The organism is Pseudomonadota bacterium (assembly GCA_010028905.1).
Taxonomy (GTDB): Bacteria; Vulcanimicrobiota; Xenobia; order RGZZ01; family RGZZ01; genus RGZZ01.
This window is the reverse complement of the sequence record RGZZ01000151.1, coordinates 1-10,290: the sequence shown is the minus strand read 5'-3', so window position 1 is coordinate 10,290 and position 10,290 is coordinate 1. Positions and strand designations below refer to the sequence as shown.

The following is a 10,290-nucleotide window of genomic DNA, read 5'->3' as shown; positions in this document are numbered from 1 at the left end:
GGTACAGAGGCGCACCGTGCGCCGCCGCGTCCATCAGCTGCAGCACATACCCCTCGCCGTAGTCGTGCTGCACGGGAAACCAGAGCCACCCCAGGGCGTGCAGCAGCAGCAGCAGAAACGCAGCGCCTCCGCACGCAGCAGAGAAGAAAAAAGCCACCCGCAAGCCGCGCGATGCGCGCGGCTCAAGAGCGGCGTCAAGCGGTTGTTGCAGCGCGCGCCTCAGTCGTTCGCGCCCAGCAGACGGGCGGCCTCGTCAGACATGCGCGAAGGCTCCCACGCCGGCTCGAACGTGATGTCGACGTTGGCCTCGCTCACGCCCTCGACCTCTTCGACACGGGCCTTGGCGTCGGCGGCGATGAACGTGCCCATGCCGCAACCGGGCGTGGTGAGCGTCATGGTGACGTTGACGTTGCCGGCCTCTTTGATCTCGACCCCATAGATGAGCCCGAGATCGACGATGTTGACCGGAAGCTCGGGATCATAGACCTGCTTGAGCGCTTCGAGAACCTTCTCTTCAGTGACCATGGCTGCTGCCTCCATAAAAAGTGTACGGTTGCGCGTGGGCTTCCCTACCCCGCGGCAATCTCCTTCAGGCGCTCGGCAAGCCACGTGTAGCGCTTCTCGACCTTGTCGTTCTCGACGGCCACGCGCAGGGCGCGGCGCGAACCCACGAGCACCACCAGGCGACGGGCACGCGTCACGGCCGTGTAGAGCAGGTTGCGCTGCAGCATCACGTAGTGCTGGGTGGTGACCGGCACCACCGCCGCCTGGAACTCGCTTCCCTGGCTCTTGTGCACGCTGCAGGCGTAGGCCAGCGAGAGCTCGCCGGCCTCATCGAAGGTGTACGTCACGGGATCGGATGCCGGACCGAGCAGGCGAAAGATCAGGCTGCGGCTCTCGGCGTCGATGGCCTCGATGATGCCCATGTCGCCGTTGAAGACGCCCTTGTCGTAGTTGTTGCGCATCTGCATGACCTTGTCACCCGTGCGCGCCTTGCCGTTCGACACCGACACCTCGGGCGCCCCATCGACCACCGGAGGATTGAGCTTCGCCTGCAGCGCGGCGTTGAGGCTGAGCACCCCGGCCTCGCCTTTGTACATGGGCGAGATCACCTGCACGTCGGTGACCGGGTTGAACCCGTAGTGACCGGGGAGGCGGGTGGAGCAGAGCGACAAGATGAGATCGGCCACCTCTTCCGGCGTGTCGCGCTCGATGAAGAAGAAGTCAGACTCTTCGGGCCTGGGCGCCTTCTCTGGCAGCTCGCCGCGGTTGATGCGGTGCGAGTTGCGAATGATCCAGCTGCCCTCGCCCTGGCGGAAGATCTCGTTGAGGAAGACCACCGGAAGGCGCTCTGAGGCGATGAGATCGCGCAGCACGCACCCCGCGCCCACCGACGGCAGCTGGTCGACGTCGCCCACAAGCACCAGGTGCGTCTCGGGCCGGAGCGCGTCGAGCAGCGCGGCGAAGAGCCACGCATCGATCATCGACGCCTCGTCGACGATGACCACGTCGGCCTCGAGCGGACGCGTCGAATCGCGCATGAAGGCGTGCTCGGCGGGCACGTACTCGAGCAGGCGGTGCAGGGTGCGCGCGTCGGCGCCGCTGGCCTCTGAGAGCCGTCGCGACGCGCGCCCCGTGGGCGCGGCCAGCTCGGCCTTCAGGCCCTGCATCTCACACCACGCGAGAATGCTGCGCACCGTCGTGGTCTTTCCCGTACCCGGGCCGCCGGTCATGATGAAGACCCCAGCCTCGAGAGAGCGGCGAAGGCACTCGCGCTGCAGCGCCGCGAGCTCGATGCCCCCGAGGCTGCGCTCGATCTCGGCCAGGCGCCCCTCGTCTGGTGCCTCGCGGCCCGAGGTCTCGAGACGCGCGGCCAGCTGCTCGCTGATGCGGGTCTCGAGATTGTAGCATCGACGCAGGTAGACGCGATCATCGTCGATGATCACCCGCCCCGCCAGCGAAGCGCTCTCGATGGGGGCCGCCAGCGCCTCGGGCGACGACTCGAGCAGCTCGGCCGCCTTCTTGTCGAGCACCTCGCGCGGCAGGAACATGTGCCCCTCATCTTCCGCCGACTTGAGGGCGTACTGCACGCCCGCCCGCAACCGGAACGGGTCGTCGGCGGCGACGCCGAGTCGGCGGGCCACCATGTCGGCGGTCTTGAAGCTCACCCCGAAGACCTCTTCGGCCATGCGGTAGGGCGACTTCTGCACCACCTCGATGGTGCGCGCGCCGTACACCCGCATGATCTTGCCGGCCACGTGCATCGGCACGTCGTGCGAGGCCAGCCACGTCATCACGCGGCGCGTGGCCCGGCGCTCCTCGAGCGCGCGCACCAGTCGCGCGCGCACCTCCTCGCTGAGGCGGGGGATCTCGAGCAGCCGCTCCGGCTCGGCATCGATGACATTGAGGGCTTCGGCCCCGAAGTGTCGGGCGATGCGCCTGGCCAGCCCCTTCCCCAAACCCCTCACCAGGCCAGAGGCCAGGTACTTCTCGACCCCCGCGGTCGAATTAGGGAGAACCTCTTCGTACCAGCAGGCCTTGAGCTGTCGGCCGTAGTCGCGATGGGTGGTCCACTCGCCCACGAAGCGATAGCACGTGGCCAGGCGAGGCAGATCGATGGGGCCCACCACCGAGGTCATCTGACCGCTGCGCAGCATCACCCGCACGATGGTGAACGGCTTGGTGGCATCGTGGAACACGACCCGATCGACCACCCCCTCCACCTCGCCGGGGGCGGTCTCGGAGGCGGCGGCAAGCTCGGCATCCGGGAACAGCGACATCATCGCCTCCACTTCCCCCACGCCCCCCGGGGGTTCCTCCGACCCTGGAGGAAGTGTGGAGGAGGCTGCACAATAAAGAACGCCTCCGAGGCTCGCGCAGGGCGGCTCGGTCAAGCGTAGAGGAGGGCGTCATGGCACGAATCGTCAAGGGCGGTCTGATTCAGGCCGCCACGGTGAAAGACCCCGCGGTTGACTCGGTGCAGGCCATCAAGGACGGCATGATCGAGAAGCACATCAAGCTCATCGAAGAGGCGGCCAGCAAAGGCGTCCAGGTGCTGTGCCTGCAAGAGCTGTTCTACGGCCCCTACTTCTGCGCCGAGCAGCACATCAAGTGGTACGATCTGGTCGAGCAGATCCCGGACGGCCCCACCACGAAGCTCATGCAAGAGCTCGCCAAGAAGCACGGCATGGCCATCGTGGTGCCCATCTACGAAGAAGAGATCTCCGGCGTCTACTACAACACCGCCGCGGTCATCGATGCCGACGGTCGCTACCTCGGCAAGTACCGCAAGCACCACATCCCCCACTGTCACCCCGGCTTCTGGGAGAAGTTCTACTTCAAGCCCGGCAACCTCGGCTACCCGGTGTTCGACACCCAGTTCTGCAAGGTGGGCGTGTACATCTGCTACGACCGCCACTTCCCCGAGGGCGCGCGCGCCCTGGGCCTCAACGGCGCCGAGATCGTGTTCAACCCCTCGGCCACGGTGGCCGGCCTGTCAGAGTACCTGTGGAAGCTCGAGCAGCCCGCCCACGCGGTGGCCAACGCCTACTTCGTGGGGGCCATCAACCGTGTCGGCACCGAGAAGCCCTGGGGCATCGGCGAGTTCTACGGCCAGTCTTACTTCTGCAACCCCCGCGGCCAGCTCATCGCCGAAGGCCCCCGCGACAAGGATGCGGTCATCGTGGCCGACCTCGACTTCGACATGATCAAAGAGGTTCGCAACGTCTGGCAGTTCTACCGCGACCGCCGTCCAGAGTCGTACCAGGCGCTCGCAGCCTACCAGCTCTGACCCACGACCGCGCATCGACCTGCGCAATCAGAGAGGGGACCGCACGGTCCCCTCTTTCCGTTCTGAGCAGAAAAGAGAATCGATACTTTGTAACAAGGTGAACACACGCCGTCTCTGGAGGTCATCCCCTCACGTCGGCTACAGTCGGCATGCGAGGAGATCACGTCAGGAGGCACCATGCTCACCAATCTCATGGGACTGCAGCACCTGCAGAACACCGATCTCCAGAACGCCCTCACCGTCCAGGCCCAGATCGCGGCTGAGAACCAGAAGCAGCAGATGGAGCGGTGGAAGCTGCTGCAAGACACCCAGACCGCCATCTTCGAGATGCAGCAGGAGGTCACCGTGAACAAGGCCCAGGTTCAAGACAAGGCCTGCAAGAAATGGGACGACTACATCCGCGGATAGCCCTCTGCGCGGGCGACGCGGCTGGCTCCCGGCGGGGAGCGGGTCGCGTTGCTCGCACAACCGAGCACGGGTGTGCCCTCCCCTGCCCAGGCGCGGAAGGAGGCAGCCCGCGCCGCGGTGCATTACCGCTCACCCCGTCTGGAGAGGGCCGCTGGCTCGGTCTGAGACGGGCGATCGAGATGCCCCATGGGAGACGCGCACGACGTGACTGACGAAACCTCAGGCTTTGAAGAGATCACCATCGGAGACAGCCGTGACGGCTTTCGCATCGCCCCCCGACGAGGCGGCATCGTCACCGCCCTCTGGCTGCACGGTGAACCCTTGCTCTACCTCGACCGCGCCACATTCAACGATCCCGGCGCAAGCGTGCGTGGCGGCATCCCGGTGCTCTTCCCCATCTGCGGCCCTCTGCGTGAGGGGCGCGCCCGCCTGGGAGAGGCTGAGATCGCGCTCAAGCAGCACGGATTTGCGCGGTCGCTGCCGTGGCGCGAGGTCGAGCGCGGCGAGCACCACATCACCCTGGCGCTCGCTGACAGCCCCGAGACGCGAGCGTCGTGGCCCTTCGCCTTCGAGGTGCGCTGCACATACCGCCTGACGCAAGGCGCGCTGCGCATCGAGCACGCGGTCGAGAACCGCTCGAGCGCCGAGATGCCCTTCAGCTTCGGCTTCCACCCCTATTTCGCCACGCCGGACAAACAGGCGCTGCTGTTCCACATCCCCGCCCGCCATGCCGCCGAGAACCCGTTCGGCGAGCCACAGGCCTTCACGGGCCTGGAACCGGCAGGGAACACCATCGACCTCACCTTCACCGACGCCACCGAACCCCGGGCGTCGTTCGACGATCGCGCCACGGGACGTCGCATCACGGTGAGCGCGTGCCCCGAGTATCGCTATCTCGTCTTCTGGACCCTGGCCGACCGACCGTTCTGCTGCCTCGAGCCCTGGACGGCCCGTGGCGATGCCCTGAACACAGGCCACGACCTGATGCGACTGGCGCCAGGCGAGACGCGCGCGCTGCGCATGGAGATCAGCGTGGACCGCATCGATGCCTGAAGCACCCCCCTCCCCAGGCCCGAGCGGCACCGTCGAGAGCGCGGCGGCAGCCCCCCCCGCAAGTGCTGCGACCAACCCGCTCTCCCGCACCGGGATCGCCCTGGCGGAAGCCTCGGAGCGCTGGTTCCCAGATGCCTTCGCGTTCGCGGTGGTAGGCGTGGGCATCGTGTTCGGCCTGGCCGTGACCGTCGAGCACAAGGGTGTGGTCGAGATGGCCTCGTCGTTCGGCAAGGGCTTCTGGAACGAGAAGCTCATCGTGTTCACGATGCAGATGGTGCTCGTGATCATCAGCGGCTATGCCGTCGCCACGTCGCCCCTCGTCTATCGCGGCATCACGTCGCTCGCCGCTCGCCCCCGCAGCAGCCGCGGCGCCGTGGCCCTCGTGGCCACGTTCAGCATGCTGTCGTCAGCGGTGTCGTGGAGCTTCAGCCTCATCTTCAGCGGTCTGCTCGCACGACAGATCGCGGCACGAAGAGACCTGCGCGTCGACTACCGTGCCCTGGGCGCGGCGGCCTTCCTCGGACTGGGGAGCATCTGGGCCCTGGGGCTCTCGTCATCGGCTGCGCTCCTGATGTCGAAGCCGCCCGACACCCTGCTGCCCATCAGCGGTGTCATTCCCCTCACCGCCACCATCGGACGCGTGGAGAGCCTGTGCATGGCCGCCGCGCTGATGATTGTCTCGCTCACCGTCGCGGTGATGTCGGTCCCCCCCGACGACCAGGCCCGGGACGCCGAGCAGATGGGCGTCACCATCACGCCGCTGTCCATCGACATCGCGCGCCCCACGCGCCCCGGGGAGTGGCTCGAGCACGTGCCGCTGCTCACCCTCGTGCTCTGCGGCATCGGCTTCACCTATGTGGCCAGCCTTGTGTACGCGCGAGGCCTGACCTCGCTGCTCACCCTCGACACCTACATCTTGTTTCTGCTGCTGCTCGGCCTGCTGCTGCACTGGCGCCCTCGCTCGTTCGTGAAGGCCGTGGCCAAGGCCATGCCCGCCTCGGCAGGGGTCATCATCCAGTATCCGCTCTACGCCGGCATCATGCAGATGATGCTCGACTCTGGGCTGGCCCACGATCTGGCCGATGTCTTCGTGCGGGTGAGCACGCATGACACGTTCCCCGTCGTGGTGGCGATCTACTCGGCCATGCTCGGCCTCTTCATCCCATCGGCGGGGGGCAAGTGGCTGGTGGAAGCCCCCTACCTGCTCGAAGCGGCGAAGTCGATGCAGGTGAACATGGGCTGGGTGGTGCAGGTGTACAACGCTTCCGAGGCGCTGCCCAACCTCATCCATCCCTTCTGGATGCTGCCGCTGCTCGGCATCCTCGAGCTCGAAGCACGTGACCTGGTGGGCTACACCTCGCTGCAGTTCGTGGTTCACGTTCCCCTTGTGATCCTGATGGTCTGGGGCTTCAACCAGATCATTCCCTACGTACCACCGATGATGGGAGTCTTGCCGTGAACACGCGACGTGCGCTGGCCTGGTGCGTCCACGCCTACACCGGGCTCGGCCTCGCCGCGGCCGCCATGATGGTGGCCGCCATCCTGCGGGGCGGCCCGGACGGGTTCGAAGCCGCATTCTGGTGGATGCTCGTGGCCTGCGTCATCGACGGCACCGACGGATTCCTTGCGCGACGCCTCGAGGTGAAGACGGTTCTGCCGCAGTTCGACGGCCGCAAGCTCGACGACATCGTCGACTTCCACACCTACACCTCGATCCCGCTGCTGCTCATCTGGCGGGCGGGCCTGCTCCCTTCGGGGTTCGAGCCCTGCCTGCTCGCCCCGCTGCTCGCCAGCGCCTACGGCTTCTGCCAGACCGACGCCAAGACGCCGGACGGCTACTTCCTCGGATTCCCGTCGTACTGGAACATCATCGCCCTGTACCTGTTCTGGCTGCACCTGGGCCCCTGGACCGCCCTGACCATCTGCCTGGTCTTCGCCGCCTTGACCTTCGTGCCCGTGAAGTACATCTATCCCACCGTCGGCGGGCCTTTCAGCCGCCTCATGCTCGTGGGCGGCGCCGTGTACGTGCTGCTGCTCGGCGCCCTGCTGCTGGGCCTGCAATGGCAGCGCGAGAACCTCATCTGGCTCTCGCTCTCCTACCCCCTGGCCTACCTCGCGGCCTCGTTCATCGTCACCCTCTCGACCCCCAACGACCGCACTTCGTGAGCGACGCGCAATCTGCTGCGCCCCAGGGTCCCTGCGAGAGAGACGCTGCCGTGGTGCTCATGAACGCCTCGGCCGTCTCCAAGCGCACGCAAGCGCAGGTGGAGGAGCGCATCGGCAGGCTGCTGCCCGCGTGCCGCGTGCTGCGCTCACAGGCGCCCGGCGACATTGAGCGTCTGGCGGCGCTGGCGCGCGACAGCGGCGCAGGCCGGGTGATCGTGGTCGGAGGTGACGGCACGATACACGAGGCGGCCAATGCCCTGGCCGGCTCGGCCACTGCTCTCGCCGTGGTGCCCGCGGGCTCGGGCAACGACTTCGTGCGCAGCCTGGGCATCCCGCGCGCCATCGACGCAGCGCTGGCGTGCGCGGTGAGCGGCATGGTGAGCGCCCTCGATGCGATCCGCGTCACGTGCCTCGATGGTGCGGGAAGTCCCGTGAGCCGGATCTGCGTGAACATCGCCGAAGCGGGAATGGGGGCTGAGGTGGTGGCGCTGTCCGAGCGCACGCGACGTTTCGCGGGGCGCACCCTGGGCTATCACGCGGCGCTCGCCATCCGACTGTTCACGGCGAGGCCGAAGCCGGTGCGCCTGTGGGTAGACGGGATCGAGGTGCCCGAACGCCCGCTCAACAACCTCATCGTCGCAAACGGGCGCTACTTCGGCGGTGGAATGCACCCCATGCCGCACGCGGCGCTCGATGACGGACGCCTCGACGCGGCGCGCATCCGCGATCTCGGCCCCCTCGGTCTGCTGTGGCACAGCCCGCTGATTCAGATCGGGCTGCCCGCCGAGCACCCGTTCATCGACCAGTGGACGCTCCAGGAGCTGCGCGCGGAAGCAGAAGGCGTGGTGCCCGTGGAGGCCGATGGCGAGATGCTCGGGCAGCTGCCTGCCACCTTCGCGGTGATGCCCGGCGCGCTGCGCGTCGTGTGCCCTGGAACGCACCGACGGCCAGAAAGGACGCATCGATCTTGATACACCCTGTCTCCGCGTGCGCCACCGACCTCGGCGTCGAGATCTGCATCGATGCGATCGTCCTCGATACGTGGTGCATCCGCCTGCGAACCCGCGTCACTGAAGCCCCCATGCCCGTCGCCATCTCGAGCGCGCGGCTCGAGACAGACACCATCGACGGGCACATCAGAACCCGCCTCGACGTCCTCCCACTCGTCTCGACCGTGCCGCTGGAGACGGGGCAGACCGAGCTTCTCTTCGGCGCCGTGCCGCACGCCGCCACCGACGTGACGCTCGTCGTCACCCGCCTCGTCACCGTCGACGCCGGGTTCAGCGACCCGCCCTTCCCACAGGGGCATGACCCCTTCGATCCCCTCGATGAAGCCAGCGACCCCCGTGCCGTGGCCACCTTTCACCATCAGGAGGACGACGCGCGAGACCATCCGATGCCCTGGGAGATCAGGGGCGCCTGGCGGTGCGAGGTCGCCCTGCCCGATGACCGCCCCATCACGGGGCAGCGCGTGCCACTCGCCCTGCACAAATCCCTCGGGTCCTGCGCCATCGCCCTGCCCTGGATGGCCGCGGGAGCGCACGCAACCCTCGTGGCCATCGACGTGGTGAACCCGCGCTGGGCTGCGTGGGGGGCGCTGTGGAAGAGCGCGGCACTGTCGCACGATCTCGCGCTGCCCGTCCCGAGAATCTCGCTGAGCCTGAGCGCAGGCGACGGGTGGAGCGCCTCGCCCCTCGGGCCCTACGGCCTTCACGCCGCGCGAACATACTACATCGGACCGCCGCTTGAGACGAGCACCGCGCTCCGCGCCGAGGTGCGAGGCATCTACGACGTGGCCCTCGACCCCCCGCTCACGCATCGATTCGATCCGCGGGCGTTCGAGCCGTCTGCCACGTTCACCCTCGACCTCACCCCGCTCGGAGAGAGCGGAGAGCTGCGATTCGAGATCGTCGACGTGCACGGCGACGACGCCACGTTCCTGCTGCTCTACCGAACCGAGCTCGTCTCGGAATCCCTCGAAGGGGTCTGGATCTCTTGCGCAGCCCTGATCGACGGCGACGAGGTCGAGCACATCTGCCAGGAAGAAGGGACACAGCCCTTGCGAGAGGCCGGTCTGGAAGCCGCGCCCGACGTGCGCGCCATGCGCTTTGGTCGCATCCGCTCGGAAACCCCCGTCATCCTGCGGGTGAGCGGCGTCGATCTCGCGTGGAAGCGGCCACAGCCGCTCACCACGCCCCCCTCCGACGAGCGCGAGTCAACGTGAACCACGCCCGATGCCCGATGCGCGCGCAGCGGGCGCCGACAGGAGGGCGAGCCTCAAGTTGAAGGAGTCACCGCCGTGAGGTGCAAGTGATTCAAGATGAAGCTCAAGGTTCGCCTGACGCTGTGGTTTCTGGCGATCTCGCTCAGCCCCATGCTGCTCGTGATGTATTTCTCGTACAGCATGACGCGCAGCGCCCTGCTGGTGCAGATCTTCAACCAGCTCGAGTCCATCGCCAACGTGCAGCAGGACCGCATCGAGACGCTCATCGCCGACCGCAGGCGCGAGGTGTCGCAGTTTGCGGAGCGCCCGCAGCTGCGCGCCATGCTCCGCACGCACGGCCACCGCTTCGACGCCTCGAGCCGAGGCGAGTTCGACACGCTCCTGACCTCGATCAAGAGCGACATGCCCCATCTCAAGGAGATCACGCTCCTCGACCTCGAGGGCAACGTCATCGGTTCAACGGCCCGCAGGCCGCTGGGGGCGAACGTGGCGTCGGCCCCGTGGTTCCAGGTCGGGCGAACCCAGAGCAACGTCACGCTTGAGTTCGATCCGCAGCGCAAGTCGCTACGGCTGCGCGTGGTCGGCCCCCTGATCCACGATGAGTCAGATCTCGCCCCCGACGACCGGCGACAGGTGAAGGGCATGCACC

The 10,290-nt window shown here is 67.2% G+C and carries 10 protein-coding genes; 8 read left to right on the top strand and 2 right to left on the bottom strand.

Annotated elements, in window-relative coordinates; genetic code table 11:
* Nucleotides 1-219: 219 nt before the first annotated feature.
* Both EB084_12020 and EB084_12015 read right to left on the bottom strand, forming a co-directional pair.
* Nucleotides 220-525, bottom strand: coding sequence for a DUF59 domain-containing protein (locus EB084_12020; GenBank protein NDD28981.1), 306 nt, complete (start codon nt 523-525; stop codon nt 220-222).
* A 44-nt stretch (nt 526-569) separates the two neighbouring features.
* Nucleotides 570-2,783: an ATP-dependent RecD-like DNA helicase gene (locus EB084_12015; protein NDD28980.1), complete on the bottom strand. Its 2,214-nt coding sequence runs from the start codon at nt 2,781-2,783 to the stop codon at nt 570-572.
* A 128-nt stretch (nt 2,784-2,911) separates the two neighbouring features.
* Here EB084_12015 and EB084_12010 point away from each other — a divergent pair, with 128 nt between their 5' ends.
* The 8 genes from EB084_12010 to EB084_11975 form a co-directional block, all read left to right on the top strand.
* On the top strand, nt 2,912-3,790 hold the full coding sequence (locus EB084_12010; protein ID NDD28979.1) for an acyltransferase: 879 nt from the start codon (nt 2,912-2,914) through the stop codon (nt 3,788-3,790).
* A gap of 177 nt (nt 3,791-3,967) precedes the next feature.
* Nucleotides 3,968-4,198 (top strand): hypothetical protein, encoded by a 231-nt coding sequence (locus EB084_12005; protein ID NDD28978.1) that lies wholly within the window; start codon nt 3,968-3,970, stop codon nt 4,196-4,198.
* 186 nt (nt 4,199-4,384) lie between these two features.
* Complete coding sequence (locus EB084_12000; GenBank protein NDD28977.1) at nt 4,385-5,251, top strand: aldose epimerase; 867 nt, start codon at nt 4,385-4,387, stop codon at nt 5,249-5,251.
* On the top strand, nt 5,244-6,710 hold the full coding sequence (locus EB084_11995) for a short-chain fatty acid transporter (protein ID NDD28976.1): 1,467 nt from the start codon (nt 5,244-5,246) through the stop codon (nt 6,708-6,710). The genes EB084_12000 and EB084_11995 overlap by 8 nt, the downstream gene beginning before the upstream one ends.
* A complete protein-coding gene (locus EB084_11990) occupies nt 6,707-7,417 on the top strand; it encodes a CDP-alcohol phosphatidyltransferase (GenBank protein ID NDD28975.1) in 711 nt (236 codons plus the stop codon). The genes EB084_11995 and EB084_11990 overlap by 4 nt, the downstream gene beginning before the upstream one ends.
* A complete protein-coding gene (locus EB084_11985; GenBank protein ID NDD28974.1) occupies nt 7,312-8,388 on the top strand; it encodes a diacylglycerol kinase family lipid kinase in 1,077 nt (358 codons plus the stop codon). Before EB084_11990 ends, EB084_11985 begins: the two co-directional genes overlap by 106 nt.
* Nucleotides 8,385-9,641 (top strand): hypothetical protein, encoded by a 1,257-nt coding sequence (locus EB084_11980; protein ID NDD28973.1) that lies wholly within the window; start codon nt 8,385-8,387, stop codon nt 9,639-9,641. Before EB084_11985 ends, EB084_11980 begins: the two co-directional genes overlap by 4 nt.
* Before the next feature lie 96 nt (nt 9,642-9,737).
* A partial coding sequence (locus EB084_11975; protein ID NDD28972.1) for a hypothetical protein occupies nt 9,738-10,290 on the top strand: 553 nt, incomplete at its 3' end.